25 protein-coding genes are annotated in these 26,339 nt (G+C 70.1%); 19 read left to right on the forward strand and 6 right to left on the reverse strand.

The genetic code is table 11. The features are described 5' to 3' along the window. Positions 1 to 157 precede the first annotated feature (157 nt). Entirely contained in the window at positions 158 to 676 is a 519-nt protein-coding gene (locus KHC28_RS04495; protein WP_214007129.1) for a hypothetical protein, read from the forward strand. Positions 677 to 846: 170 nt separating this feature from the next. On the opposite strand, the gene KHC28_RS04500 is transcribed toward KHC28_RS04495, so the two are convergent. Next, positions 847 to 1,098, reverse strand: coding sequence for a GlsB/YeaQ/YmgE family stress response membrane protein (locus KHC28_RS04500; RefSeq protein WP_214007130.1), 252 nt, complete (start codon positions 1,096 to 1,098; stop codon positions 847 to 849). A 227-nt stretch (positions 1,099 to 1,325) separates the two neighbouring features. Between KHC28_RS04500 and KHC28_RS04505 the strand changes: the two genes are divergently transcribed. Continuing rightward, the gene (locus tag KHC28_RS04505; RefSeq protein WP_246564279.1) at positions 1,326 to 1,895 is read left to right on the forward strand and encodes a cytochrome b; all 570 of its coding nucleotides are present in this window, start codon (positions 1,326 to 1,328) and stop codon (positions 1,893 to 1,895) included. A gap of 9 nt (positions 1,896 to 1,904) precedes the next feature. Here the strand turns inward: KHC28_RS04505 and KHC28_RS04510 are convergent, their stop codons facing one another. Both KHC28_RS04510 and KHC28_RS04515 read right to left on the reverse strand, forming a co-directional pair. After that, positions 1,905 to 2,582 (reverse strand): outer membrane protein, encoded by a 678-nt coding sequence (locus KHC28_RS04510; RefSeq protein ID WP_214007132.1) that lies wholly within the window; start codon positions 2,580 to 2,582, stop codon positions 1,905 to 1,907. 158 nt (positions 2,583 to 2,740) lie between these two features. After that, positions 2,741 to 3,673: a tellurite resistance TerB family protein gene (locus KHC28_RS04515; RefSeq protein WP_214007133.1), complete on the reverse strand. Its 933-nt coding sequence runs from the start codon at positions 3,671 to 3,673 to the stop codon at positions 2,741 to 2,743. A 259-nt stretch (positions 3,674 to 3,932) separates the two neighbouring features. Here KHC28_RS04515 and KHC28_RS04520 point away from each other — a divergent pair, with 259 nt between their 5' ends. The 8 genes from KHC28_RS04520 to KHC28_RS04555 all read left to right on the forward strand — a co-directional run bounded on the left by KHC28_RS04520 (position 3,933) and on the right by KHC28_RS04555 (position 12,304). Next, positions 3,933 to 5,183 carry a sarcosine oxidase subunit beta family protein gene (locus KHC28_RS04520; protein ID WP_214007134.1) on the forward strand — a complete coding sequence of 417 codons (1,251 nt, stop codon included), beginning with the start codon at positions 3,933 to 3,935 and terminating at the stop codon, positions 5,181 to 5,183. An 11-nt stretch (positions 5,184 to 5,194) separates the two neighbouring features. Then, positions 5,195 to 5,563 (forward strand): cupin domain-containing protein, encoded by a 369-nt coding sequence (locus tag KHC28_RS04525; protein ID WP_214007135.1) that lies wholly within the window; start codon positions 5,195 to 5,197, stop codon positions 5,561 to 5,563. A 3-nt stretch (positions 5,564 to 5,566) separates the two neighbouring features. Further along, on the forward strand, positions 5,567 to 5,860 hold the full coding sequence (locus KHC28_RS04530) for a sarcosine oxidase subunit delta (RefSeq protein WP_214007136.1): 294 nt from the start codon (positions 5,567 to 5,569) through the stop codon (positions 5,858 to 5,860). Further along, positions 5,857 to 8,895 carry a sarcosine oxidase subunit alpha family protein gene (locus KHC28_RS04535; RefSeq protein ID WP_214007137.1) on the forward strand — a complete coding sequence of 1,013 codons (3,039 nt, stop codon included), beginning with the start codon at positions 5,857 to 5,859 and terminating at the stop codon, positions 8,893 to 8,895. The genes KHC28_RS04530 and KHC28_RS04535 overlap by 4 nt, the downstream gene beginning before the upstream one ends. Further along, positions 8,888 to 9,445: a sarcosine oxidase subunit gamma gene (locus KHC28_RS04540; RefSeq protein ID WP_214007138.1), complete on the forward strand. Its 558-nt coding sequence runs from the start codon at positions 8,888 to 8,890 to the stop codon at positions 9,443 to 9,445. Before KHC28_RS04535 ends, KHC28_RS04540 begins: the two co-directional genes overlap by 8 nt. Next, positions 9,442 to 10,674, forward strand: coding sequence for a GlxA family transcriptional regulator (locus KHC28_RS04545; RefSeq protein WP_312893082.1), 1,233 nt, complete (start codon positions 9,442 to 9,444; stop codon positions 10,672 to 10,674). The genes KHC28_RS04540 and KHC28_RS04545 overlap by 4 nt, the downstream gene beginning before the upstream one ends. Positions 10,675 to 10,715: 41 nt before the next feature. Beyond that, positions 10,716 to 11,399: a nucleoside/nucleotide kinase family protein gene (locus KHC28_RS04550; RefSeq protein WP_214007139.1), complete on the forward strand. Its 684-nt coding sequence runs from the start codon at positions 10,716 to 10,718 to the stop codon at positions 11,397 to 11,399. A 101-nt stretch (positions 11,400 to 11,500) separates the two neighbouring features. Further along, entirely contained in the window at positions 11,501 to 12,304 is an 804-nt protein-coding gene (locus KHC28_RS04555; RefSeq protein WP_214007140.1) for a DUF72 domain-containing protein, read from the forward strand. Positions 12,305 to 12,310: 6 nt separating this feature from the next. Here the strand turns inward: KHC28_RS04555 and KHC28_RS04560 are convergent, their stop codons facing one another. Further along, complete coding sequence (locus KHC28_RS04560) at positions 12,311 to 13,039, reverse strand: hypothetical protein (protein ID WP_214007141.1); 729 nt, start codon at positions 13,037 to 13,039, stop codon at positions 12,311 to 12,313. 168 nt (positions 13,040 to 13,207) lie between these two features. On the opposite strand from KHC28_RS04560, the gene KHC28_RS04565 reads away from it, so the two are divergent. Then, positions 13,208 to 14,314: an AraC family transcriptional regulator gene (locus tag KHC28_RS04565; protein WP_214007142.1), complete on the forward strand. Its 1,107-nt coding sequence runs from the start codon at positions 13,208 to 13,210 to the stop codon at positions 14,312 to 14,314. A 15-nt stretch (positions 14,315 to 14,329) separates the two neighbouring features. Here the strand turns inward: KHC28_RS04565 and KHC28_RS04570 are convergent, their stop codons facing one another. After that, the gene (locus KHC28_RS04570) at positions 14,330 to 14,767 is read right to left on the reverse strand and encodes an EamA family transporter (RefSeq protein WP_214007143.1); all 438 of its coding nucleotides are present in this window, start codon (positions 14,765 to 14,767) and stop codon (positions 14,330 to 14,332) included. Positions 14,768 to 15,026: 259 nt separating this feature from the next. On the opposite strand from KHC28_RS04570, the gene KHC28_RS04575 reads away from it, so the two are divergent. Next, positions 15,027 to 16,286 (forward strand): aromatic ring-hydroxylating oxygenase subunit alpha, encoded by a 1,260-nt coding sequence (locus KHC28_RS04575; RefSeq protein WP_214007144.1) that lies wholly within the window; start codon positions 15,027 to 15,029, stop codon positions 16,284 to 16,286. 14 nt (positions 16,287 to 16,300) lie between these two features. Next, positions 16,301 to 17,491, forward strand: coding sequence for an FAD-binding oxidoreductase (locus tag KHC28_RS04580; RefSeq protein ID WP_214007145.1), 1,191 nt, complete (start codon positions 16,301 to 16,303; stop codon positions 17,489 to 17,491). A 58-nt stretch (positions 17,492 to 17,549) separates the two neighbouring features. Here KHC28_RS04580 and KHC28_RS04585 read toward each other — a convergent pair whose 3' ends face one another. Beyond that, a complete protein-coding gene (locus KHC28_RS04585; protein WP_214007146.1) occupies positions 17,550 to 18,197 on the reverse strand; it encodes a hypothetical protein in 648 nt (215 codons plus the stop codon). Positions 18,198 to 18,358: 161 nt separating this feature from the next. Between KHC28_RS04585 and KHC28_RS04590 the strand changes: the two genes are divergently transcribed. From KHC28_RS04590 to KHC28_RS04615, 6 genes are all read left to right on the forward strand, one after another. Continuing rightward, a complete protein-coding gene (locus KHC28_RS04590; RefSeq protein WP_214007147.1) occupies positions 18,359 to 19,357 on the forward strand; it encodes a GlxA family transcriptional regulator in 999 nt (332 codons plus the stop codon). 75 nt (positions 19,358 to 19,432) lie between these two features. After that, entirely contained in the window at positions 19,433 to 20,218 is a 786-nt protein-coding gene (locus tag KHC28_RS04595) for a YoaK family protein (RefSeq protein ID WP_214007148.1), read from the forward strand. 157 nt (positions 20,219 to 20,375) lie between these two features. Then, positions 20,376 to 22,415, forward strand: coding sequence for an NADH:flavin oxidoreductase (locus tag KHC28_RS04600; RefSeq protein WP_214007149.1), 2,040 nt, complete (start codon positions 20,376 to 20,378; stop codon positions 22,413 to 22,415). A 57-nt stretch (positions 22,416 to 22,472) separates the two neighbouring features. Next, complete coding sequence (locus KHC28_RS04605) at positions 22,473 to 24,380, forward strand: (Fe-S)-binding protein (RefSeq protein ID WP_214007150.1); 1,908 nt, start codon at positions 22,473 to 22,475, stop codon at positions 24,378 to 24,380. Continuing rightward, a complete protein-coding gene (locus KHC28_RS04610; RefSeq protein WP_214007151.1) occupies positions 24,377 to 25,573 on the forward strand; it encodes an electron transfer flavoprotein subunit alpha/FixB family protein in 1,197 nt (398 codons plus the stop codon). The genes KHC28_RS04605 and KHC28_RS04610 overlap by 4 nt, the downstream gene beginning before the upstream one ends. After that, positions 25,570 to 26,337, forward strand: coding sequence for an electron transfer flavoprotein subunit beta (locus KHC28_RS04615; RefSeq protein WP_214007152.1), 768 nt, complete (start codon positions 25,570 to 25,572; stop codon positions 26,335 to 26,337). The genes KHC28_RS04610 and KHC28_RS04615 overlap by 4 nt, the downstream gene beginning before the upstream one ends. The last annotated feature ends 2 nt before the right edge of the window (positions 26,338 to 26,339 follow it).

Genomic DNA, 26,339 nt, shown 5'->3' on the forward strand with positions numbered 1-26,339 from the left:
ATTCCCGCGCTGCAAACTGAAAAGAGGGCGAGGTTGACGCAGCGCAATATGTATTCATGCCGTATTTGGAACAAAAAACTGGATATGACGTTCATTTCATAGTTAGATTCATACCCCCACACTTGTTGTGGACACTGGAATGACGTGAGGGCAGCACATGACGCAGCTTTCTTGGTTTTCGACATCAGGTTTGCGCCTCTTCATCGACAGGATCATCGCGATCCCTGCCGGTGTTATTGCTTCGAGCAGGAAGACGGACAGTCTTCGCCCGGACAATGCCGAGGTATGCACGCCTGTATTCGAATCCGGGAGCTGGTCTACCGACCATTTTCGACGCACGGGAATCAAACAAATGAAAGCAAACGATCTCGTCGCCATGCGCCTGAATTGGGGTCTTTCGCAGGATTCGATGGCTGATCGCCTCGGCCTGCCGCACCAATCCTATGTAGAAATGGAACAAGGCGAGCGTCCGCTGAAGAAATCGCATCTTCTGGCGCTCGAGGAAATCGGCATCGACCTGTGCCTCATCAAGAAGGACGTCTCGATGCTGATCCCGCAGGTGCGTGCCGCCATCAACTATCTTGCCGAGCTCTCGGCCGATCACGCCCGCCCGATGCTGCATGTCGAGGCAGTGGAGGGGCACGCCTGGGCGTCCGCCCAAAGCAAACTTCAATAATCGAAGCAGTTTCAAACCGTCACAGCGAATCACCCGGCGCCCTTGCGGCGCCGGGCAAATTCAGGGCGGACAAGGCGCCGGCCGGCATCGAGGTACAACAGCACCTCAAGGCGACCCCAGACTTTCGTCGCCCCCGTCGATCGCCATGCTGCGTCGCATCACGCGGCGCGCTAGCTGCGAACCGCCCGCACGCCCCAGATCAGGATGCAGGCGCCGACGATTCCGGCCACCAGATAGCCCAGCCAGCCGCCGAAATTCACGCCCAGGAAGCTGAACAGGAAGCTCGCCACGGCCGCGCCGATGATGCCGAGCACGATGTTCAGGATGATCCCGGTGTCGCTCTTCATCAGGCTGGAGGCGATCCAGCCTGCCAAGCCGCCGATGATGATGGCGGCGATCCAACCGATCCGTGCGTCTTCCATCGAAAGGCCACTCCCTTGTGCGACGGCGTCGGCACGGGCTGTCCCCGGTCGATGCCGCGGTCCCCAGTGATCTCGGCGCGCGAGCGCCGGCAAGAGAACGAGCAGAGGCCGGTTGTGGTTCCATCACACCGCATTGTGCGCTCGCGGACGGTTCCCGCACGGCACCGGGCGCACTAGAACGGGCGGGACATCGTCCACGCCACCCGTCCGGAGACGCCATGCCTTCAATGTCCGACACCGCCCTGCGCTACGGCACCGTCAGCCGTGCGCTGCACTGGGGCATGGCGCTTCTGTTCGCCTGGCAGTTCTTCGGCATGGCGCTGCGCGCCGCGCTCGGGCGCTCGCCGATCGTCAGCTTCTTCGTCGGCAGCCATGTCACGGTCGGGGTGCTGCTGCTGGCGCTGGTGCTGCTGCGCCTCCTCTGGGCGCGGGTCAATCGCGGGCATCGCCCGCCCTATGAGGCCGGCCTGCTCGGCCGCGCCGCCCGTCTCGGCCATGCCGGGCTCTATGCGCTGATGGTGATCGTGCCGACACTCGCCGTGCTCAGGCTCTATGGCTCGGGGCGCGGCTATGCGCCGTTCGGCATCGAGGTCTTCGCCCCCTCGGACACCAAGATCGAGTGGCTCATGGCGCCGGCCAACGCGCTGCACGGCCTGCTGGCCTGGGTGCTGCTTGCCCTGATTGCCGGGCACATCGCCATGGTGGCGGTGCACCAGTTGCTGCTGCGCGACCGGATCCTCTACCGCATGGTCCGCACCGCCGGCCCGGCCGATCCGGCCCCGGCCCGCGAGCGCTGAGGACGAGCGCTAATCGAGCAGGATGCGCAGGCCGATGCGGATTTCGTGCGCGCCCTGGTCCATATCGGGCAATCCGCCGCCACCGACGCCGAGATTGTCGAGGCTGAGATAGCGGTAGCCGAGATCGAGCTGCCAGTTCGGCGCCAGGTCGATGGCGACGCCGCCCATCGCCGCCCAGGCGAGCCCCCAGCCGGAACCGAAGCCGGGCAGGTCGAGATCGGCATAGCCGAGGCCGATGCCGGCGCCGACATAGGGGGTGACGCCGTGCCAGTTGCCGAGATCGAGATAGGCATTGGCGAGCACGGTGCCGACGCTGTAGTCGCCGGAGACACCGCCGAGGCTGTAATCCGCCTTGGTGCGATAGTCGGCGGTGAGGTCGAGCCGCAGCCAGTCGGCGAATTGCCCGCCAATGCCGAGGCCGATCAGCGCGGCGTCGTCGATGCCGCCGCCGATGCCGAGATCCGGCGTCTCGTTGAAGACGTAGCCGGTATCGAGGCGCAGATACCAGAAGCGGCTTTCCTCGACCTGCGGCGCCTTGGCCAGCAGATCGTCGGCGGAGAGATCGTCGACGGGCGGAGCGGCAATCGCGGGATCGGCGGCCATCGCCCGCCCGCCCGGCGCCAGGGCGAGCCCGACCACCAGCCCGAGGGCCGCGACACCCTGCCTCCAACGCCGACACACACCCATGCGAACCGCTCCTGCACTCTCCGGCGGCAGCCGCCGGAATCGATCGTCGGAGCGCAGTCTCGCCGCGATTGCTTAAGCGTCGATTAACCTTAACGGAGCGTTGACGCGAGAGCGGGGGAACGGGCACTGGCGCGCCCGCCCCCGCCTCGATCGGTCGGTCAGCCCTGCCGGGCGGCGCGGGCGGCGGATTCCAGATGCGGCGTCAGCGCCGGGTCGAGCCGCAGCGCCATCGCCAGCCGGGCGAGGAAGGCGCGCTCGGAGGTGGAATCCGGGTCGATGGCGAGCAGCGCCGCTATATAGACCTCCGCCGCCTCCTCCTCGCTCGCCACCGTGCGGGCGAGGGTCTCGACGCTCGCGGGATTGGCGAGTTCGTCGGTGAGGAAGCGCTCGGCCTCGCCGAGATCGGCGATGCCGTTCTCGTGCAGCTTGGCGGAGATCGCCACCCGCTCGGCGTCGTCGATGTGCCCGTCGGCCAGCGAGGCGGCGATCATGGTGCGCAGCAGCGTCAGCGGCAGCTGCGAATCCGAGGTCTGCGACGGATTGAACGGCGAGTTGGGCGGCGGCAGCTGAGCCGGCGTCGGCACCGGGTTGCGCGCCACGTCGGCGGTGGTCTGCTGCGGCGTCTCGCCGTTGCGGTAGTTGTTGTAGGCCTTGTAGGCGAGCGTGCCGACAAGGGCGAGCCCGCCGAGCGCCACCGCATTGCCGGCCATCTTGCGCCCGCTCTTGGAGCCGAGCACCAGCGAGACCAGCGCCCCGGCTGCCGCGCCGGAGGCCAGCGAGCCGCCATTATTGCCGAGATAGTCCTTGGCCCGGCCCATCAGGTCGCCGGCGAGCTGCGCGGGGGCAGGCTGCGCGGCGGGGGGCTGGGCTCCCGGCGGCCTCGTGCCGCCGAAGCCGTTCGGGCTGCGAGCCGGCTGGCCGCCGCCGAAGCTGCCGGCCAGCGAGCCCAGCTGGCCGAGGATACCGTCGAGCGGGCTGCCGGCCGCCGGCGCCTGCCCGGTGCGCGCCGGCACCTGCCCGCCCGCCGGCTGCTGCGGGCTGAGGAACTGGTCGAGGAGGCGCTTGGCGTCGAAACTGCGGGGGTCGAACATGCTCGGTTTCCTTCTTGCGTAGGGAGCGAGGTAGGGGCCGAACATGTCTTCCGCAAGGTAAGAGCCGGTCGCCTTTCGCCCGACGCCAGAAGCGCAGATCACATTGACGGCATGAAGGCAGCCTGCGCCGTCCCCGGTTTTCCGCGTCGCATTTCTCATGTCGCATCCGTTCAACGGCGGCGCCCAAAAGATGCTCGCTCCGTCGCCCTCGCCGGTTCAGCATGGGCCCATCGCGCTCCTTCCGGGCGGAGACCCCGACATGCAGACCTTTTCCGGCTTCAACCTGTTCCGCCGCGCGCTCGGCGGCCACAAGGGCTGGCAGCCGCAATGGCGTACGCCCGAGCCCAAGGCCGAGTACGACGTGATCATCGTCGGCGCCGGCGGCCACGGCCTCGCCTGTGCCTACTACCTCGCCAAGGAGCACGGCATCTCGAATGTCGCGGTGATCGAGCGCGGCTGGCTCGGCGGCGGCAATACCGGGCGCAACACCACCATCGTGCGCTCCAACTACCTGTTCGACGAGAGCGCCGCGCTCTACGAGCATGCGGTGAAGCTGTGGGAAGGCCTGTCCGCCGACCTCAACTACAATGTGATGTATTCGGCGCGCGGCGTCTTGATGCTGGCGCATAACCATCACGACGTGCAGAGCTTCAAGCGCCACGTCCATTCCAATCGCCTGAACGGCGTCGACAATGAGTGGCTGAGCGCGGAGGAGTGCAAGGCGTTCTGCCCGCCGCTCAACATCTCCTCCATGCGCTACCCCATCCTCGGCGGTGCCTTGCAGCGGCGCGGCGGCACGGCGCGACACGATGCGGTGGCGTGGGGCTTCGCCCGCGCGGCGGATTCGCGCGGCGTCGACATCATCCAGAACTGCGAAGTCACCGGCATCCGCCGCGGCCCCTCCGGCGCGGTGGAGGGGGTTGAGACCTCGAAGGGCTTCATCGGCGCCAAGAAGATCGGCGTCTCCGCCGCCGGCCACACCTCGGTGGTGATGGCGATGGCCGGGGTGCGCATGCCGCTGGAGAGCTTCCCACTACAGGCGCTGGTGTCCGAGCCGGTGAAGCCGGCCTTCCCGACCGTGGTGATGAGCAACACCATCCACGCCTATATCTCGCAGTCGGACAAGGGCGAGATGGTGATCGGCGCCGGCACCGACGCCTACACCTCCTATTCGCAGCGCGGCGCGCTGCACATCACCACCCACACGCTCGACGCCATCTGCGAGCTCGTCCCGCAGTTCCGCCGGCTGCGCATGCTGCGCAACTGGGGCGGCATCGTCGACGTCACGCCGGATCGCTCGCCGATCATCGCCAAGACGCCGGTTCCCGGCCTCTATGTGAACTGCGGCTGGGGCACAGGCGGCTTCAAGGCGACGCCGGGCTCGGGCCATGTCTTCGCCCACACCATCGCGAAGGACGAGCCGCACCCGATCAACGCCCCCTTCACCATCGAGCGCTTCCGCGACGGCTTCCTCATCGACGAGGCGGCGGCGGCGGCGGTGGCGCATTGAGGGAGAGCATCATGCCCGCTCCCATCGATCTCGCCGGCAAGCTGTCCGCCTTCTCCGAGCGCTGGTCGCCGAAGGTGGTGGCCGATTTCAACGGCCACGACGTCATGGTGGTGAAGGTGCAGGGCGAATTCGTCTGGCACTCCCATCCCGACACCGACGACTTCTTCCTGGTGCTCAAGGGCCGGCTCACCATCAAGCTGCGTGAGGCGGACGGCGTGGAGAGCGCCGTCACCCTCGGGCCGGGCCAGCTCTACATTGTCCCGAAGGGCGTCGAGCACTGCCCGGTGGCGGAGGAGGAGACGCATCTCCTGCTCGTCGAGCCCACCGGCACGCCCAATACCGGCGATCCGGCGACCGCCGCCGTCAAGACGAGGCTCTGAGCCATGCTGATCATCACCTGCCCCTGGTGCGGCGAACGCCCCGAGATCGAGTTCGTCTATGGCGGCGAGGCGCACATCGCCCGCCCGACCGATCCGTCCGCCCTGTCGGACCAGGAATGGGCGGACTTCCTCTACAACCGCACGAATCCCAAGGGCACCCACGCCGAGCGCTGGCGCCACACCCATGGCTGCGGCCGCTTCTTCAACGCGGTGCGCGACACGGTGAGCGACTTCTTCGTCGCCACCTACAAGCCCGGCGAGCCCCGCCCCGACCTCTCGCAGGATGACGCGAAATGAGCGGCTCCTTCCGCACCTCGTCCGGCGGACGCATCGACCGCGCCGCGCCGCTCGCCTTCCGCTTCGACGGCACCACCTATCGCGGCTATGCCGGCGACACCCTCGCCTCGGCGCTGCTGGCGAACGGCGTGCACCTGCTCGGCCGCTCGTTCAAATATCACCGTCCGCGCGGCCTCCTCTCGGCCGGCTCCGACGAGCCAAACGCCCTCGTCGAGGTGAAGCGCGACGCCGCCCGCGTCACCCCGAACCTGCGCGCCACCCAGGTCGAGCTCTATGAGGGGCTGGACGCCGCCAGCCAGAACCGCTGGCCGTCGCTCGCCCGCGACGCAGGCGCGATGAACGATCTGTTCGCTCCCTTCCTGCCGGCCGGCTTCTACTACAAGACCTTCATGTGGCCGGCGGGCGCGTGGAAGCGCTTCTACGAGCCGAAGATCCGCGCCATGGCCGGGCTCGGCAAGGCGCCGACCCTGCCCGATCCCGACCGCTACACCCAGAACTACGCCCATTGCGACGTGCTGGTGATCGGCGCCGGCCCCGCCGGCATCGCGAGCGCGCTGGCCGCCGCAGCCACCGGCGCCCGCGTCATCCTCGTCGACGAGCAGGCCGAGCTCGGCGGCTCGCTGCTCGCCGCGCCGGACGCCACGATCGATACCCAGCCGGCTATCGAATGGCTCGCCGACGCCCTCGCCGAACTCGCGGCGGCCGGCGTCGTATTGATGCCGCGCACCACCGCCTTCGGCTATTTCCCGCACAACATGATCGCGCTCGCCGAGCGCGTCACCGATCACCTCGCCGCCCCCGGCCCTGACATGCCGCGCGAGCGGCTGTGGCAGGTGCGGGCGGGCGAGGTGGTGCTGGCCACCGGCGCGCTGGAGCGCCCGCTGGTGTTCCCGGAGAACGACCGCCCCGGCATCCTGCTGGCGGACTCCGCCCGCATTTACCTCACCCGCTACGGCGTGAAGCCCGGCGAACGGGCGGTGATCTTCACCGCCGGCGACAGTGGCTACCGCACCGCGCTCGACCTCGCCGCCGGCGGGGTCGCCATCGCCGCCGTCGCGGATCTGCGCGCCGCGCCGGAGGGCGAGTGGCCGGCCCGCGCGCTGGCCGCCGGCATCGACGTACGGCCCTCTACCGTGATCACCGGCACCTCCGGCCGGCTGCGGGTGAACGGGGTGCATCTCGCCAAGGTGAAGAACGGCAAGGCCGGCCTGAACGAGCCGGTCGCCTGCGACACCGTGCTGATGTCGGGAGGGTGGACGCCCTCGGTGCACCTGTTCTCGCAGTCGCGCGGCAAGCTCACCTGGGACGAGACGCTGGGCGCCTATCTGCCCGGCCAGTCGGTCGAGCGCGAGCGCTCCGCCGGCGCCTGCCGCGGCCGCTACGGCCTGGCTGCCGCGCTGGCCGACGGCTACCACGCCGGCGAACAGGCCGCCGCCGAGGCCATGAAACATCCCGCCTCGGCGGCGCTGAAGGGCGCGAAAGCCCCCACCCGCTCCACCAGCCGCGCCTTCGGCGTCGTGGCAACGGAAACCGGCACCGACGGTTTCATCGGCGCCACCCCGCATGGCCGCAACCCGGCCTTCGCCAAGGCCTTCGTCGATTGGCAGAACGACGTCACCGCCAAGGACATCGCGCTGGCGACCCGCGAGGGCTTCCGCTCCATCGAGCATGTGAAGCGCTACACCACGACGGGCATGGCGACCGACCAGGGCAAGACCTCCAACATGAATGCGCTCGGCATCGTGTCGGAGCAGCTCGGCCAGCCGGTGCCGAAGATCGGGCTCACCACCTTCCGCCCGCCCTTCACTCCCACCACTTTCGGCATCTTCGCCGGCACCGCGCGCGGCGACCTGTTCGATCCGGTACGCGTCACCCCGATCCATGGCTGGGCCGAAGCGCGCGGCGCCGTCTTCGAGCCGGTCTCGCTGTGGAAGCGCGCGCTGTATTTCCCCAATCGCGGGGAGGACATGCACGCCGCCGTCGCCCGCGAATGCAAGGCGGTGCGCACCGGCGTCGGCATCTTCGACGCCTCGACGCTCGGCAAGATCGAGGTGGTCGGCCCCGACGCCGCCGAGTTCATGAACCGCATCTACACCAATGCCTGGACCAAGCTCGCCCCCGGCCGGCTGCGCTACGGCGTGATGCTGCGCGAGGACGGCTTCGTGATGGATGACGGCGTGGTCGGCCGCCTCAGCTCCGACCGCTTCCACGTCACCACCACCACCGGCGGCGCCGCCCGCGTGCTCGCCCATATGGAGGACTACCTCCAGACCGAGTGGCCGGATCTCGACGTCTGGCTCACCTCCACCACCGAGCAATGGGCGGTCATCGCCGTGCAGGGGCCGAATGCGCGGGCCGTCCTCGAACCGCTCGTCGAGGGCATCGACCTCTCCAAGGGCGCGATGCCGAATATGAGCGTCGCCGAGGGCCGCATCGCCGGCGTGCCGACGCGGCTGTTCCGCCTGTCCTTCGCCGGCGAGCTCGGCTTCGAGGTCAACGTCCCCGCCGCCCATGGCCGCGCGGTGTGGGAAGCCATCTTCAAGGCCGGCGAGCCGTTCGGCATCACGCCCTACGGCACCGAGACCATGCATGTGCTGCGTGCCGAGAAGGGCTACATCATCGTCGGCCAGGAGACCGACGGCACCGCCGGGCCGGACGACGTCAATCTCGGCTGGGCGGTCGGCAAGAACAAGAAGGACTTCGTCGGCAAGCGCTCGCTCAACCGCGCCGCCTTCTTCATGCCGGACCGCAAGCAGCTGGTCGGCCTGCTGACCAGGAACCCCAAGGTGGTGCTGGAGGAAGGCGCCCAGCTGGTGGCCGATCCCGGTGCGGCGGTGCCGGTGCCGATGCTCGGCCATGTCACCTCCGCCTATATGAGCGCCACGCTCGGGCGTTCCATCGCGCTCGCCATGGTGAAGGGTGGCCGGTCCCGCATCGGCCGGACGCTGCACGTGCCGATGCCGAAGGGCGCGATCGCCGTCGAGGTGGTCGACCCGGTCTTCTACGACGCGGAAGGAGCCCGCCTCGATGTCTGACCTCCTGTTCCCGCTCTCCACCCTCGCCGCCACCGCGCCGGACATCCCGGCCGCCCGGCTGTCGGCGCTGCCGCCGGCGACGCGCCTGGTGTTCCGCGGACGCGAGGCGGCCATCGGGCCGGCCGGCATCGCCTTTGGCGCCGAGCTGCCCCGGCAGGCCTGCCGTTTCAAGCGCAGCGGCGACCGCCTCGCCGCCTGGCTCGGCCCGGATGAGTGGCTGCTGCTCGCCGAGGATGCCGATCCCGCCGCGCTGATCGCCGAGATCGAGCCGGCGGTGTTCGGCCTGCCGCACGCGCTGGCCGACGTCTCCAGCCGTTCGCTCGGCATCGCACTGGAGGGGCCGCGCGCCGCCTATGTGCTGAACCAGGGCTGCCCGCTCGACCTGTCGGAGACCGCCTTCCCGGTCGGCATGGTCACCCGCACCGTCTTCGCCAAGGCCGAGATCGTGCTGCTGCGCGAGGCCCCCGAGCGCTTCCGCCTCGACGTCTGGCGCTCCTTCGCCCCCTATGTCTGGGGCCTCCTGGAGGAGGCGCGGCGGGAGCTCGCGTGAGCCCGCCCGGCAAGGTCGGCGGCCGGGGCATCATCGTCCCCGGCTACCTCGCTTCCACCCCCGACGCCCCCACCTCCGCTTGCGGACCGAACTCTGCTATCCTCCGGCGCGAAATCTGCATGACGCCGGGCATGATGGACACCTTCGCTTCCGCCTCCAAGCCTGCCGCGCCCAAAACCGCAGCGCCCCCCGCGACCGCGTCGCCGGCGGCCGCGCCGGTGCTGAATGTCGGATTCATCCTCACCGACAACTTCACCCTGTCGGCCTTTTCGCTGCTGGTCGACCATCTGCGCCTCGCCGCCGATGACGGCGACCGCTCGCGCCCGATCCTGTGCCGCTGGCGCATCATGGCGGCGAAGGGTGAGCCGATCCGCGCCAGCTGCGGCGTCACCGTCGCCCCGGCCGGGCCCTTCGTCGATCCCGCGCAGTTCAGCTACATCGTGGTAGTCGGCGGCCTCTTGCACACCGGCGCCCGGCTCGACGACGAGGCGGTGGCCTATCTCAAGCGGGCGGCCAAGGCCGGCGTGCCGCTGGTCGGGGTGTGCACCGGCTCATTCGTGCTCGCCCGCGCCGGGCTGATGACCGGGCGGCGCTGCTGCGTCTCCTGGTACCATTATCAGGATTTCCTCGACGAGTTCCCGCATCACCACCCGGTGGCCGACCGGCTCTATGTCATCGACGGCGACCGCATCACCTGCGCCGGCGGCGGCGGCACCGCCGATCTCGCCACCGCGCTGGTCGAGAAGCATCTCGGCCGCTCGGTGGCGCAGAAGAGCCGGCATGTGCTGCTGCTCGACCGCGTCCGACCCGGCAACCAGGCGCAGCCGCACCCCCCCATCGCCGATCTCGTCGCCGACGACCGCGTGCGCCGCGCCTTGCTGCTGATGGAGCAGAACATGGCCGATCCGCTGCCCATCGCCAGCATCGCACGGCGCCTGCAGCTCTCCACCCGCCAGCTGGAGCGGCTGTTCCAGACCGTGATGGGGCGCCGCCCGGCCGAGTTCTACCGGCTGATGCGCCTGCGCTATGCCCGCTTCCTGCTCGACACCACCGGCCGCTCCATCACCGAGATCGCGCTGGAATCCGGCTTCTCGGACTGCGCGCATTTCTCGCGCCAGTTCAAGGCGCTGCACGGCTTCACCCCCACCGATGCCCGCACCGGCGTCCCGCCCACCGGCGCGCCGGTCCCGGCGCCCTCCAGCCTCGCCGGCCAGCGCCTGTTCGATTGAGCGCGCCGCCGCACCGCAGGACAAACCACAGGGAAATGACGATGGCGAACGGGATCGGCCTCGCGCCGCGCGCGGAGACGGACGCGGCCCTCGACCGGTTGGTGCGCGACCTCCTCGCCCGGCCCCGCGAGCGCCGCACGGTGGTGGCGGTCGCCGGCGCTCCCGGCTCGGGCAAGAGCACCCTGGCGGAGATGCTGAAGGCGCGCCTCGACGCCGCCGCCCCCGGCCTGTCGCAGGTGCTGCCGATGGACGGCTACCACTATGACGACCTGCTCTTGGAGGCGCACGGCCAGCGCCCGCGCAAGGGCGCGCCCTTCACCTTCGACGTGGACGGGCTGGCGTCGGCGCTCGACCGCCTCAGGCGCGACGACGGGCGCGAGGTGGCGGTGCCGGTGTTCGACCGTGCGCTGGAGATCGCCCGCGCCGGCGCGCGGCTGATCGGCGCCGAGGCCCGCCTCGTCATCGTCGAGGGCAATTATCTGCTGCTCGACGACCCGGCCTGGGCCGGGCTGCGCCAGCGCTTCGACGTCACGGTACGGCTCGACGTCCCCCTGCCGACGCTGGAAGCCCGCCTGCGCGCCCGCTGGGCCGGCTTCGGCTATGACGAGGCGGCGATCCGCGCCAAGCTGGAGGAGAACGACCTGCCCAATGCGCGGCTCGTCGCCACCCGCAGCGTCGCCGCCGACGTCGTCATCGCCAATGACGATCCGCCGGCCGGCGGCTGAACGCACACCCGTCGCGGCCGGCCATTTCGGATCTGCGGTTTCGGATTTCCCCTGCCGGCAAACCGCCCTAGGATCGCGCCGCATCACGCGAGGAGATCCCGATGAGCACACCCGCCCCCATCCGCATCGGCATTGGCGGCTGGACCTTCGAACCCTGGCGCGGCAGCTTCTATCCGGACGGGCTCGCCCAGAAGCGCGAGCTGGAATATGCCGCCGGCAAACTGACCGCCATCGAGGTCAACGGCACCTATTACGGCTCGCAGAAGCCGGAGAGCTTCGCCAAATGGCATGACGAGACACCGGACGGCTTCGTCTTCGCGCTCAAGGGCCCGCGCTTCGCCACCAATCGCCGGGTGCTGGCCGAGGCCGGCTCCTCCATCGAGAAGTTCGTCACCAGCGGCATCGCCGAGCTGAAGGCCAAGCTCGGCCCGATCAACTGGCAGTTCATGGCCACCAAGAAGTTCGATCCCGACGATTTCGCCGCCTTCCTCAAGTTGCTGCCGAAGACCCATGAGGGCCGCGCCCTGCGCCACGTCGTCGAAGTCCGGCACGAGAGCTTCCGCCACAAGGATTTCGTCGCGCTGGCCCGCGAGCACGGCATCGGCGTGGTGATCGCCGGCGACAGCGAGCACCCGCTGATCGCCGACCTCACCGCCCCCTTCGTCTATGCCCGCATCATGGGCACCGGCGAGGCGCACCCGAAGGGCTATTCCGACGCCGAGCTCGACGCCTGGGCGAGCCGCACCCGCCACTGGGCGGCCGGCCGCACCCCGCCGGACCTCGGCAACACCCTGCTGGCCGAGCCGGCGCCGGAGACCCCGCGCGAGACCTTCCTGTTCGTCATCAGCGGCCACAAGGTGCGCAACCCGCACGCCGCCATGGAGCTGATCGAACGCACGCGGTGAACGGGGTCAGCGCAGCGTGAGCCGCACATAGTCGCCGCTGACGGCGAGCTGCGTCGCCGCCGCCGGGTCGTTCGGCCGGGAGGTGTCGACCAGCGCCGCCTTGGCGTCGACCCGCCAGCCCACCGGCGCGGTGGCGCCGAGATCGACGGTGGCGTCGAGCGCCCCGGCGCTGAGACGCAAGGCGCGCGGCGCCCGCTCCGCCGCCCCGGCGAGGTCGAGCCGTGCCCGCAGCGCCGCGCCGCTCAGCTCCGCCGTCTCCACCGAACCGGCCAGCGTCACGTCGCCCGCGCGGGTGCCGAGGTCGAGCACGCCGAAGCGCCCGTCGAGCCGCGCCTCCACCGCGTCGAGGCCGATCCGCACCGCCGCGCCCTCCGGCAGCCGCGCCGTCACCTCCACCACGCAGTCGGAGGCCTCGAAGGCCGAGGGCGTGACCACGTTCACATGCAGAACCGCACCCGCGACCCACATGCGACTGTCGCTGCGGCAGTCATTGTAGAACCAGCTCGAATACCAGCGGGCGAACCAGCCCTCGCGACGGGTGCCGAGCCGCGCCTCGGCCGGCCCGTCGCCGGCGGTGAGCCGCACATGTGCGGCGTCGCCGGCGATCTCGATCTCGCGCACCCCGGCAAGGTCGAGCCGCGCCTCGCCGGCAACCGCGCCGCCCGGCCGGGCGAGCAGCAGGATGAGGGCGGCGAGCAGCAGGGCGGAAGGCGTCAGGGGATAGAGCGGCAGCATGGCGGGTCTCCGTCGAGAGCGCGATCGCCGAGCGACGATCGCGGGGTGGCATTCCCCGCCATCCCGCCGAAACACCGCCGCCGCCGCGACCTCGATCGCGTTTCAGGTCGACCTTGAGCGCGATCCGGGCCAGAACAGGCCGAATCCGCGCGCGTCACCCCTCCCCCGATGATCTTCGTCCCGCTGCCCTTCGTCGTCGCCTTGCTGCTGGTCCTGCTCGCCATCCGCCTCGTGCGGACGCAGGAGGACGGCCGGCATCACCGCCTGTTCCTCGCCCTCATCGGCGCCTATGCGCTGCAATCGGTGCTGATCGGCCTGCGCTGGGGCTACGACATCCGCGCCGTGCTGCCGTTCCAGGTGGTGCTGGCGAGCCTCATCGCGCCGCTGGCCTTCCTCGCCTTCCGCAGCCTCGCCAGCGCCGGACCGGAGAGCGGCGCGCGCCCGGCTTGGCTGTGGCCGCATCTGCTGCTGCCGCCGCTCGTGCTGGCCGGGCTAGTGCGCTTCCTGCCCTCGCCGGTCGGTCCCGCGGTGGTGGCGCTGTTCCTCGGCTATGGCGCGGCGCTGTTCTGGCTGGCCCGGCGCGGGCCGGACGCGCTCATCTCCTCGCGGCTCGACGGCGCGCTGCGCTCCTATCGCGCGCTCATCTTCACCGCCGCCGCGCTGGTCGGCTCGGCGCTGGTGGACGTGGTGATCTCCTTCGATCTCGATTGGAGCGGCGGGCGCCACACGCCTTTGATCATCGCGCTGTTCAACATGGTGACGCTGCTGGCGCTCGGCGCCGCCGCCGCTACCGCCGATGCCGGCGCCAGCCCGGCCCCTCCCCCGGCGCCTGCCCCCGAGGCCCGGGCCACAGAACTCGCCGTGGAATTCCCCGCGCTGCCGGCGCCGGACGAGCCCGACGAAGCCGCCTTGCGCGCGGCGGACCTCGCCATCCTCGCCCGCCTCGACGCGCTGATGGCCGAGCGCCGGCTCTACACCGATGTCGACCTCGATCTCGGCCGCCTCGCCCGCCGGCTCTCTCTGCCGGCACGGCGGCTGTCGGAGGCGATCAACCGCGTCCACTCGATGAGCGTGTCGCATTATGTGAACGGCCTCAGGGTCGCCGAGGCGCAGCGCCTGCTCGGCGAGACCGACCTGCCGGTGACGCGGGTGATGCTGGAGGCCGGCTTCCTCACCAAGTCGAACTTCAACCGGGAATTCCGCCGCCTCGCGGGCATGAGCCCGTCGGAATGGCGCGCCGCCAACCGCGCACCCGCCCCGGCCCAGCCCGCCTAGGGTCGCTCGTCGCCGTCAGCCTTTATACGCGACCAGCACCGCCCCGGCGGCGATCAGCGCGACGCCGAGCCAGTTCGGCCCGGAGAGCTTCTCGCCGAGGAAGATCACCCCGAACACCGCCACCAGCACGACGCTCATCTTGTCGACCGGCGCCACCCGCGCCGCGTCGCCGATGCGCAGGGCACGGAAATAGCAGACCCAGCTCAGCCCGGTCGCCAGCCCCGACAGCACCAGGAACAGCCCGCTGCGCGGGCTTATCGTGCCGATCCCCTGCCAGCCGCCGGTGGCGGTGAGGATCAGGCTGATGGCGGCGAGGATCACCACCGTGCGGATGAAGGTGGCGAAGTCGGCCCCGACATTCTCCACGCCGATCTTGCCGAAGATGGCGGTGAGCGCGGCGAACCCCGCCGACAGGATGGCCCAGAACAGCCAGGATTCGAGCGGTGCATTCATCTCGCCATTCCCCATCTCGCGTCGCGTCTCGCGCGGTATCCGGCGCCGGACGGCGCCGCCATGTCTGCCCAAAATGCCGGCTTGCCCGCCCCATTGCCCGCCGATGTCGCTTTTAGGAAAGTTGCCGTCGCAATCGTGAAAGTCAGCACGCGGCCTCCGTCGAACAATTCCAATCCGAGGCCACGCACCGCGCCAGCGCGCGGGGGGAAGCCGGCGCCGGGCCGGCGGGCGTTGCCGATCCGGGCGAGGGAGACCTGCGATGCTCGATTCCACCGATACGCCGCTGAAGGCCCTGCTGCGCCGGCGCAAGCCCGGCTACAGCCTCGAGTCTCCCTTCTACACCAGCCCGGAGATCTTCAAGGCCGATCTCGACATCATTTTCGGCCATCACTGGATCTTCGTCGGCGTCGAGCCCGACATCGCCGAGCCGGGCGACGCCATGACGGTGGAGATCGGCACCACCTCGGTGATCATCGCCCGCGACGACGACATGAATGTCTGCGCCTTCCACAATGTGTGCCGCCACCGCGGCGCCCGGCTGGTGCTGGACTACAAGACCACGGTCGGCAACCTCGTCTGCCGCTACCATTCCTGGACCTACGGCCTCGATGGCAAGCTCCTGTTCGCCGAGCACATGGGCGGCGGCTTCGATCCGTCCTGCCACGGCCTGAAGCCGGTGCATGTGCGCTCGCTGGAAGGGCTGATCTTCATCTGCCTCTCGGACGACCCGCCGGCGGATTTCGACGTGATGGCGGCGAAGATGGCGCCCTATCTCGCCCCGCACGATCTGAAGAACGCCAAGGTCGCCTTCGAGAAGGACATCATCGAGCCCGGCAACTGGAAGCTCACCATGGAGAACAACCGCGAGTGCTATCACTGCGCGGGCAACCATCCCGAGCTCACCGTGCCCTTGTTCGCCTATGGCTTCGGCTTCGCGCCGGAGGAGCTCGACGAGCACGGCCGCAAGGAGGCCGAGGACTACGCGCAGCTGATCACCTCCTCGCATCGCGAATGGGAGAGCTGCGGCTTTCCCTCGACGATGATGGAGCACCTCGACGACATGATCACCGGCTTCCGCACCGAGCGCCTGCCGCTGGCCGGCGACGGCGAGAGCCACACCGGCGACACCAGGGCGGCCTGCAAGAAGCTGCTCGGCCGGATCAACGACCCCAAGCACGGCGCGCTGCATTTCTGGACGCAGCCGAATTCGTGGCACCATTTCATGTCCGACCACGCGGTGGTGTTCTCGGTGCTGCCGCTCGACGCCGAGCGCTCGCTGCTGCGCACCAAATGGCTGGTGCACAAGGACGCGGTCGAGGGCGTCGACTACGACGTCGAGAACCTCGTCGCGGTGTGGGACGCCACCAACGATCAGGATTCGACGCTGGTCGGCTACTGCCAGGAAGGCGCCCGCTCGCCGGCCTACGAGCCCGGCCCCTATTCGCCGCACACCGAGATGCTCGTGGACAAGTTCTGCAACTGGTACATCGGCCGCATGGCCGACCATGTCGGGCGGTGAGGCGGCAGACGACCATGGACGCCCTCGCCCCGCTCTCCTCGCCCGAACCCGCCGCCCTGCGCCTCGCGGCCTCGCTTCCCGAGTGGAACCCGGAGGCCGACGACGCCCTCGTCGTGCGCGCGGTGCGCGACGAGACGCCGGACGTGAAGACCTTCGTGCTCGTGCCGCGCAGCCCCTGCCTGTTCCGCTACGCCCCCGGCCAGTTCCTCACCTTGGAACTGGAGATCGGCGGCGAGACCATCAACCGCTGCTACACCATCGCCTCGGCCCCCACCCGCCCGCACACCCTCTCCATCACCGTGAAGCGGGTGCCGGGCGGCCCGGTGTCGAACTTCCTGCACGACCACATCAGGCCGGGCTCGGTCATCCGTGCCGTCGGGCCGATGGGGGATTTCTCCTGCTTCCTGCAGGGCACGGGAGGCGTTGCCGGCCGGGCGCCGAAATATCTGTTCCTGTCCGGCGGCTCCGGCATCACGCCGCTGATGTCGATGGCGCGCTCGTTCCACGATCTCGCCGAGCCGCGCGACATCACCTTCGTGCATGCCGCCCGCTCGCCGGTGGACATCATCTTCCGCGACGAATTGGAGCTGATGGCCCGCAACCAGCCCGGCCAGTTCCGCTTCGCGCCGATCTGCGAGGCCGACAGCCCGTTCGAGCCCTGGCACGGCCTGCGCGGCCGGCTCAATCTCGGCCTGCTCAACCACATCGCGCCCGACTACAGGGAACGCGAGATCTTCGTCTGCGGCCCCTCGCCCTTCATGGCGGCGGTGCGGGAGATGCTGAAGGGCGCCGGCTTCGACATGAACAGCCATCACGAGGAGAGCTTCGACTTCGCCGAGCTGGCCAGCGCCGAGCCGGAGATCGCCGCCGAAGTCATCGCCGCCGAGGTGATCGAGGCGGAAGGATCGAAAGCGGAAGCCAAGGCGGCCGAGCCGCAGGTCGCGACCTACACTGTCACCTTCGCCAAGCAGAACCGCAGCATCGAGGTGCGGTCGGACACGTTCGTGCTGGATGCCGCGCGGCGCAACGGCGTGCGGCTGCCCTCCTCCTGCTCGAAGGGGCTGTGCGGCACCTGCAAGTCGAAGCTGGTTTCGGGAACCGTCGACATGAAGCATGGCGGCGGCATCCGCCAGCGCGAGATCGACGCCGGCATGGCGCTGTTGTGCTGCTCCAAGCCGACCTCCGACCTCGTCGTCGATCGCTGATCGGCCTCACGGCACGAATCTATCGGCCGGACCGGCGAAATCGGCCCGACCGTCCACCTCACTGCGCAGAGGCGGAGCCCGGGCGCACCAGGCCGGTGGCGAAATCGGAGGCGTCGTCGACCGCCTTCTTCAGCGTGCCGGCCGCCTCGCTGCCCGCCGACACCACCGCCGCCTTGGCCTTGTCGATCATCTCGACGCCATCTTCCCATTTCGGCAGCGAAAACAACGCGTTGCTCTCCTGCGGCGCCGGCGCGTCCACCACCTGGTAGGTCGGCGCGCCCCCCGTGGCGGCGGACGCCTCGGTATAGTTGGACCGCTCGATCAGCGGATCGCGGCTGTCGCAATCGTCGGTACAGCGGTCGAAGCGCTCGACCCCCTGCGGCAGCGCCGCGGCGGCCGACTTGCGAGCCGTCTCGTCAACCTTATGATTTGCAATAACTTTTTCGACCTTCGGCGGCGTGTACACCGCGTCCGATTCGATGGCGCGCACATAGGTCGGCGCCGGATGCCCCCCGTGACTTTCGGGGGCCGCTTCCGCCGGCGGCGGCAGGACCACCTGCGCAACCGGCTGGGGAGCCGGGGTGTCGCCGGTGAAAATCGCCGCGCGCATCAGCACCGTGCTACCGGCCGTCACCGCCAGCGCGAAGCCGAACGGCAGCGCCGCCCGACGCATCCAGCCTTGAGAACGGAAGAAAAACAATGACATGACAAGAATCCCACGCGACGAGAAAACCCCGTTCGCCTATTGATGTCGTGCGTCAGGACATTTTTGCGGCAGCTTTCTTGCCTCCTCATGTCGAGGAGTGGGAATTTTGACAGCAGCCGGCCGTCAGATTCCGGCCCAGCACGCCGCCCGGAACGCCGCCCATGCGCCCGACCCTCGATCTCGCCAGCATCGCCTCGGTAGGCTTCCTCACCCTGCCGAACCATTCCATGGTGGCGACCGTCAACGCGCTCGAAGCGTTGCGTATGGCGAATTATGTTTCCGAATCAAACATTTACTCGTGGCATCTCCTGACGCCTGACGCCGCCGTGGGCGAGGCCAGCAATGGTCTTTCCCTCTCCCCGGCCCGCCCGCTGGCGGAGGCGAAGGCGGTCGATCTGCTGCTGGTCTGTGGCGGCATCGACATACGCCACGCCGCCTCTCCGGCGGTCACCGATGCGCTCCGCCGCCACGCCCGGCGCGGCACCGCGCTCGGTGCGCTGTGCACCGGCAGCTTCGTGCTCGCCGAAGCCGGCCTGCTCGACCACCGCCGCTGCGCCATCCACTGGGAGAACCTCGCCGCGATTCGCGAGGAGTTCCAGCATGTTGACTTCATCGAGGCGCCCTTCGTCATCGATGGCGACCGACTCACCTGCACCGGCGGCGTCGCTCCGATGCGGATGATGCTGGCACTGATCGCCGCCCGTTGCGGCCGCGACCTCGCCGACCGGGTGGCGGAACAGTTCATCCTGGAGCCCGGCACACCCGCCCGCCGCCCCTCCGCCCGCCCACGCCCGGCGCTGCCCGACCCGACGCTGGCCCGCGCCGTGCGCCTCATGCAGGCGACGCTGGAGGAGCCCCCCGGCATCGCGGCCATCGCCCGACGCATCGAGGTGTCGCCCCGCCAGCTCGAGCGGCTGTTCCGCCAATATCTCGGCGCGACGCCCACCGCCTATCATCTCGGCTTACGCCTTGATCGCGCTCGGGAATTGCTACGACTATCGACACTGCCCGTCACCGATGTCGGCCTTGCCTGCGGCTTCCGGTCGGCGGCGCATTTCTCCACCGCCTATACCCGGCGCTTCGGCCGGCCGCCGCGGGCCGAGCGGGCCGCCGCCGATCTCGGCGCACTACCTATGGCATTGACCGGACAAAGAGATTAATCCCGGAAGGACCGAACACCGCTTCGCCGCTTTTCCCTTTCCACAAGGACGCGGTCACTGCCGCGCTGATCGCCGATGACCGCGCCAGATACCCATGACGACCCGCACCGACTGGCATGGCGCTATTCGGATTTCGCCGCCGGCATGCTCGCCTCCGAACGCACGCCGCTCGCCGATGCCCGGGTCGGCCTCGCCATGACCTTCGTCGCCGGCGCCACCAATGCGGGCGGGTTGCTGGCGGTGGGGCAATACACCTCGCACATGTCCGGCATCATCTCCGCCATGGCCGACAATGCGGTGATCGGCGCCTCCGGGCTCGTGATCGCCGGCATCGGCGCCCTGCTGCCCTTCGTCCTCGGCGCCGCCGTCTCGGCGGTGCTGGTCAACTGGGCACGGCTGCACCATGTCGGGCGCGAATACGCCATCCCCTTGACGCTGGAGGCTTTTCTGCTCCTTGCCTTCGGCCTGCTCGGCAGCCTCGCCCGGGTCTCGCCGGTAGCGCTGGTGGCGGATGTGGCGGTGCTCTGCTTCATCATGGGGCTGCAGAACGCCACCGTGACCAAGCTTTCCGGCGCCAAGATCCGTACCACCCACATGACCGGCGTCGTCACCGATCTCGGCATCGAGCTCGGCAAGCTGTTCTATTTGAACCACAATCGCCGCCGCCGGCCGGGCGCGCCGCTCATCTATGCCGACCGCGAGAAGCTCAAGCTGCTGGCGATGTTCGTGGTGCTGTTCTTCGCCGGCGGCGTCACCGGCGCGCTGGGCTTCAAATATGTCGGCTTCGTCTTCTGCGTGCCGCTGGCCATCCTGATCCTGATCCTCGCCGGCCCCTCGGTATTCCGGCGGCTGATGCGCTGAAAACCGGTTCCAAAGACCGCAACCGAGGACGCACGACGGACGTCGTCGCAACCCTTCCGGCGGCATGGCGAAAATCTTCTGTCCGCCATAGGCGAATGCGACCTATCGTGGGACGATCCACGACGATGGACCGGTGCTAGGGAGCGCGCGCCGTCACATGATCCCGCATGCCGAGGCCCTGCTTAAACCCTTGACGATCAAGGGCTTGACCATCCGCAACCGGGTGATGTCGACCTCGCACGCCCCCGGCTATGGCAAGGACGGCAAGCCGCAGGAGCGCTATCAGCTCTACCATGCCGAGAAGGCTCGCGGCGGCATCGGGCTGACCATGTTCGGCGGCTCCTCCTCGGTGGCGCTCGACAGCCCGGCGACGCCCTGGGCGCAGATCTCGGTCGCCGACGACAGCGTCATCCCCTATTTTCAGCAATTCGCCGAGCGGGTGCATGCCCATGGCGCCAAGCTGATGATCCAGCTCACCCATATGGGCCGGCGCACCAAATGGGACACCGAGAACTGGCTGCCGACCATCTCCTCCTCGGCACGCCGCGAGCCGGCCTCGCGCACCATTCCCCGCGCGATGGACAAGAACGACATCCGCCGGGTGGTGCGCGCCTTCGCCGAGGCGGCACGGCGCTGCAAGGAAGGCGGGCTCGACGGCTGCGAAGTGTCCGCCGCCCACGGCCACCTGATCGACCAGTTCTGGTCGCCATCGGTGAACCACCGCACCGACGAATATGGCGGCAGCCTCGAAAACCGCATGCGCTTCGGCCGCGAGGTGCTGGAGGCCATGCATGAGGCCACCGGCGGCGACTATGTCATCGGCATGCGCATGTCCGGCGACGAAATGCTCGAGGACGGCCTGTCGCAGCAGGACTGCCTGGAGATCGCCGCCACCTATGCGAGGGACGGCCTCGTCGACTTCGTCAACGTGATGGGCGGGCAGGCGCGCGACGAGATGAGCCACGCCATCTCGCTGCCCAACATGTCGTTCCCGGTGGCGCCGTTCCTGTTCCTGCCCAGCGCCATCAAGCGCGAGGTCGAGGTACCGGTGTTCCACGCCCAGCGCGTCACCGACCTCGCCACCGGCGCCCGCGCGGTGGCGGAGGGCCATGTCGACATGGTGGCGATGACCCGCGCCCACATCGCCGACCCGCACCTCATGCGCAAGCTGATCGAGGGCCGCGACGACGACATCCGCCAATGCGTCGGCGCCGGCTACTGCATCGACCGCATCTATGTCGGCGGCGACGCGCTGTGCATCCAGAATGCCGCGACCGGCCGCGAGGCCACCATGCCGCATGTCATCGCCAAGGCTGCGACCAGTCGCCGGGTGGTGGTGGTCGGCGCCGGCCCGGCCGGGCTGGAGGCGGCACGGGTTGCCGCCGAGCGCGGGCATAGCGTGGTGCTGTTCGAGAAGGACGACAAGCCGGGCGGCCAGATCAACATCGCGGCGCGGGCCACCTGGCGCGAGGCGCTGTCCGGCATCCCGCGCTGGCTCTACGCGCAGGTGCAGAAGAAAGGCGTCGACATCCGCCTCGGCACCGAGGCGACCGAAGCCGCCATCCTCGCCGAGCGCCCCGAAGTGGTCATCCTCGCGACCGGCGGCCTCGCCCATACCGGCTTCGCCAAGGGCGCCGAGCGGGCGGTGACCACCTGGGACGTGCTCACCGGGCGGGCCGAGCCCTCCGGCAGCGTGCTGCTCTATGACGAGATCGGCGGCCACAACGCCGCCTCCACCGCCGAGGTGCTGGCCCGCAAGGGCTGCCTGGTGGAGATGGCGACCCACGATTTGCAGATCGCCCAGGAGGTCGGCACCACCAACAAGCCGATCCACCTGCGCGAGCTCTACAAGGCCGGGGTCATCCTCTCGCCCAACATGGAGCTGATCGAGATCTATCCCGAGGGCAACCGCCTCGTCGCCGCGCTGCGCAACACCATGACCGAGGCCGAGGAGGAGCGGGTCGTCGATCACGTGGTGGTCGATTACGGCACGCTGCCGGTGGAGGGGCTGTTCCAATCGCTCCGCGCAGGCTCGGTGAATGACGGCGAGACCGACCTCGACGCACTGGTCGCCGGCCGGCCGCAACGCTGGACCGGCGCGACCGGCTACGCGCTCTACCGCATCGGCGACGCCTGGACCGGCCGCAACATCCATGCGGCGATCTATGACGCACTGCGCCTGTGCAAGGACCTCTAGGGACTGCCCGGTGACGCCGCCGCCCGCGACGCCACCGACGGCAGCTGACGGACGCCCATGAACGCCGCCCTTGGCCTCAGCCTCGTCATCGTCGCGCTCGCCGTGCTGGCTGCGGTCGAGGGCGCGCGGACGGCGCGGCGCTGGCGCATCGGCCGGTCGGCCAGGGTCGATTGGCGGACCGGCCTCGCCGCCATTCCCAAGCGCTATCTGGTCGACGTGCATCACGTAGTGGCGCGCGATCCCTATGCGGCGCGCATGCATGCGCTGGCAGCCGGCGGCCTCATCGCCGGCTCGGTACTGGCGGCGCTCGGGCTCATGCCGCCACTGGGTCACGCGCACCTGTTCTGGGGCGCCGTGGCTCTCGCCTTTCTCGTCGCCCTCGCCGGCGGCGCGATGGTCGGCCGGCGGCGCTATCCGGCAAAGCCGGCGCGGCTGTCAGGCGGCGCCTTCCAGCGCCTGCCGCTGCTGCTCGCCGCCTATGTTGGCGGCGCGCTGCTGGTGGCGCTGGACGCCGCATCCGGTCTGGCGGGCCCGCTCGGCTGGCTCGGCCTAGCCGTCGCGGCGGCCGGCGGATTCGGACTGGTGCGCCAGCTGGCCGATGGCCCGATGCGCCATGCCCTTGCCGGCGCCCTGCATCTTGCCGCCCATCCGCGTCCCGGACGCTTCGAGGGCGAGCGGGCGACGGCCCTTATCCCCGCCGATCTCGACGCCCCCCGCCTCGGCGTGGCGGTACCAGCCGACTTCGCCTGGAACCGGCTGCTCGGCTTCGACGCCTGCATCCAGTGCGGCCGCTGCGAGGTGGCCTGTCCCGCCTTCGCCGCCGGCCAGCCGCTGAACCCGAAGAAGCTGATCCAGGACCTCGCCGGCAGCTTCAAGGCCGAGCCGCCCACCTATGCCGGCAGCCCCTATCCGCAGGCGCCGCCGGTCGCCGGCCTCGGCGGGCCGGAACGGCCCATCGTCGGTGCCGGCGCGCTGATCCACCCGGACACGCTGTGGTCGTGCACCACCTGCCGCGCCTGCGTCGAGGAATGCCCGATGATGATCGAGCATGTCGACGCCATCGTCGACCTGCGCCGCTTCCAGACCATGGAACTCGCCGCCGTGCCGGCCGGCGCCATCCCCGCGCTCAGCGAGTCCCGCTATGCCGAGGAGCCCGGCGGCCGGCCGCTCGCCGCCCGCACCGATTTCGCCGCTGGCCTGCCGCTGCCGCTGATCGCCGCGAAGGGCAGCTGCGACGTGCTGCTGTGGCTGGGATCGGGTGCCTATGAGCTGCGCCACGGCCGCACGCTGCGGGCGCTGGTGGAACTGTTGCGCAAGGCCGGCATCGACTATGCGGTGCTCGGCCCCGAGGAGCGCGACTGCGGCGATCTCGCCCGCCGGCTCGGCGACGAGGCGACCTTCGCCGACCTCGCCCGCGCCAATATCGCCACCCTGTCCCGCTATTCCTTCCGTCGCATCCTCACCGCCGATCCGCATGCGCTGCATGTGCTGCGCAACGAGTACCCGGCCTTTGACGGCCGCTATGAGGTGATCCACCACAGCGCCTTTCTCGACGAACTGGCGGCCGACGGGCGCCTCGCCCTCGCCGCCGCGCCGGCAGGACGCCTCGCCTATCACGATCCCTGCTATCTCGGCCGCTACAATGGCGAGACCGACGCGCCGCGCCGCCTGCTCGACCGCCTCGGGCTGGAACGCGTCGAGATGGAGCGCCACGGCAAGCGTGCCATGTGCTGTGGCGGCGGCGGCGGCGCGCCGGTGAGCGACGTCGCCGGCGAGCGCCGCATCCCGGATCTGCGCATGGCACAGGTACGGGCGGTGGGTGCCACCACGGTGGCGGTCGCCTGCCCGCAATGCGCCGCCATGCTGGAGGGCGTCACCGGCGACGTGGCTGAGGTGCGCGATCTCGCCGAGTTGGTGCTCGCCGCCGTCGAGGCCGCGCCGGTCGCTCAGGGAGCGGCGCGATGAGCCGGACACGCCGCGATCCGCGCGAGGAGCGCGAGGCTCGGCGCCTCGACGGCAATGCCCGGCCGCGCTGGCGCCTCGACACGCCGCCTTCTTCCAGCCGCCTCAGGCGCGACCCGCGCCGGGAAGCCGAAGCCGCGCGGGTTCCCGGCGCGGCGCGGCTGCGGCTCGATCGCTCGGGCCGGGTGGCCGGCACCCTGGCGCCCCCGCCCATCGCGGCCGAGCCGATCGCCGCGCCGACCATCCGGATCATCGAGGCGCCCGCTTTCCTCATTGCCGTGGTACCCGACGCACCGGGAGGACGCCTTACCCCGCTCGACCGCCAGTTGCTCGGCGCCGCGCGCCTGCTCTCCGATGCGGGCGGCGGCGCGGTGCTGGTCCTGAGCTTCGGCGCGGTCGACGGCCTCGGCGCCGCCGGCGTCGACCGCACGGTCGCGCTGGCCGCGCCGCCCGGTGGCGATCCCACCATGCGCACGGCCGAGCTTGCCGGCCTGCTCGCGGCCCTGCAGCCGCGCCATATGCTGTTTCCCGAAAGCGCCACCGGCGGCGATCTCGCCCGCCGCCTCGCCGCCCGCATCGGAGAAGCGCTGTTCGCCGGCGCCGAAAGTCTGACCGCCCGGCTCGCCACACGGCCGGCCGGCAATCGCCATGTCGAGCAGCGCGCCGCGCCGCCGCGCCTCGTGACGCTGGCGCCCGACGCCCAGCTGCCGCACACCGGCACCGTCCATGAAGCGCGCCGGCTGGAGGCGCCGGAGATCGCCCCGGCACCCGCGCATGATGCGATCCTGTCGGTCGAAGACCTGCCGGTCGCCGCCGACGCGCTGCCACTGGCGGAAGCGGATTTCGTGGTCTCGGCCGGCAGCGGCGTGACCGATTTCGAGCTGTTCCGCGAGCTCGCCCGGGCGCTGGGCGCCACGCCGGGAGCCAGCCGCATGGTGTGCGATGCCGGCCTGATGCCACGCGCCGCCCAGGTCGGCGCCTCCGGTACGGTGCTGGAAGCCGCCTGCTATCTCGCGCTCGGCATTTCCGGCGCGCCGCAGCATTTGCAGGGCGTCGCCCGCTGCGAGCATGTGGTGGCCGTCAATACCGACCTGCATGCCGCCATGGTCGAGCGCGCCGGCCTCGCGATCATCGCCGATGCCCAGCAGGTGATGCCGGCGCTGATCGCCGCCCTGAAGGCGGAGAGCCAGCGATGAAGACGCTGGTGCTGCTGTCCGATGCCCGCCACCCGGTCTCCGGCCGTCCGGCACCGACGGCGACCGAATTGCAGGCCATCAACCTCGCCCGCGGCCTCGCCGACGAGGTGAGCGGCCTGCATGCCGGGCCGGACGCCGAGGCGGCACGCGGCGCGCTGGGCCACGGCCTCGCGCGGCTCGAGCACCGGGAAATACCCGCCGGACACGATCCGCTGCCCAGCCTCCTCGCCGCCATCGGCAGTGAGGCGCCCGACCTCGTCCTCGCCGGCCGACGCGCCGGCGCCGGCGCCCAGACCGGCCTGCTGCCCTACCGCCTCGCCGAGGCGCTCGGCTGGCCGATCGTCGCCGATGCCGTCGCCCTTGCGGTGGACGGTGGCGTGCTCGAGGTGATCCAGGCGCTGCCCAAGGGCGCCCGCCGCCGCTGGCGGCTGCGGCTGCCGGCGGTCGTCACCGTGCATCCGGCCGCCCCGGCGGCGGCGAGCTTCGCCCTCGGCACCGCGCGCAAGGGACAGGTCGGCGCGGCCATCGGCATCCCCGCCCCGCTCGATGAACCGGCGATGGAGGAACGTCCCTATCGCCCCCGCCCCCGCCTCATCGCCTCGGCGGCGGCCGGCGCCGGTGCTGCCGAGCGGCTGAGGGCGGCGACGCAGGCAGCCGGTCCCGGCGGGCGGGTGATGGTCGATCCCTCGCCCGAGGAAGCCGCGCAGGCGATCCTCGATCATCTGCGCGCCATTGGCGTCCTGAAACCGGCGTCCGGCCGCTGAGA

Origin of the sequence: Ancylobacter sonchi (genome assembly GCF_018390695.1) — a bacterium.
GTDB lineage: Bacteria > Pseudomonadota > Alphaproteobacteria > Rhizobiales > Xanthobacteraceae > Ancylobacter > Ancylobacter sonchi.